Genomic DNA, 735 nt, shown 5'->3' on the forward strand with positions numbered 1-735 from the left:
TGAGCCATTGATTGGCAAACCAATGGCCAGCCAATTACATCTTCTTATCTCTCAGCTTAAAGGCAGCTGGCGCCATAGTGCCAAACGCGCATTTGACGATGTCAGCGATTGGGCCAATGATGTGGCAGGCAATAGTGCGCCTGACCCTATTGAGGTCGCTGAAGTCAACGATCTCAAACAGCAGATTCTAAAGTTGCGTGCTGATATTGAACGTGAAGAGGCCAAGCTTGCGGCTATCAAAGAAGAGCAAGCACGTTTCCTTAACAATTCTTTTCATCAATAGTTCGTTTTGCTAGTAGCGTACTTAATTCATGTTAAGTAAATACTATTGCTGATAGTACGTGCTTAGCATGAAACACAGCGCCTACCCTATTTTCGTTTTTGTCCAGAGTACCCAATCCCATGCTACTATCTCACCGCGCCCGTCTACTTGAACTTTGGCGTATCGCCGCAACTTATCGCCTTGATACTCATTTATCTGTCGAAGAAGCGCCGCAGCTGCAACCTCTAGCACGATTAATTCGTACGCATCCAGCAGCATGGGGTAAAAAGCATCAGCCAAATGGGATCAAGTATGCGCTTGAAGATATGGGTACGCTGTTTCTCAAATTAGGCCAGCTGCTCTCAACGCGTCGAGACTTGGTACCGCCTGAGATCATCGCTCAATTAGTACAGCTACAAGATAAAGTTAAACCTTTCGATGCTGATATTGCTGTCGCTCAAATTGAGCATCCA

2 pseudogenes are annotated in these 735 nt (G+C 46.0%); both read left to right on the plus strand.

What is annotated here, in order from left to right:
- Window positions 1-283: pseudogene (locus ACS8FC_RS17190) on the plus strand (hypothetical protein); the annotation flags it as partial.
- 119 nt (window positions 284-402) lie between these two features.
- Window positions 403-735 (plus strand): annotated as a pseudogene (locus tag ACS8FC_RS17195) (2-octaprenylphenol hydroxylase); the annotation flags it as partial.

This window comes from Psychrobacter sp. 1Y4, assembly GCF_051847555.1.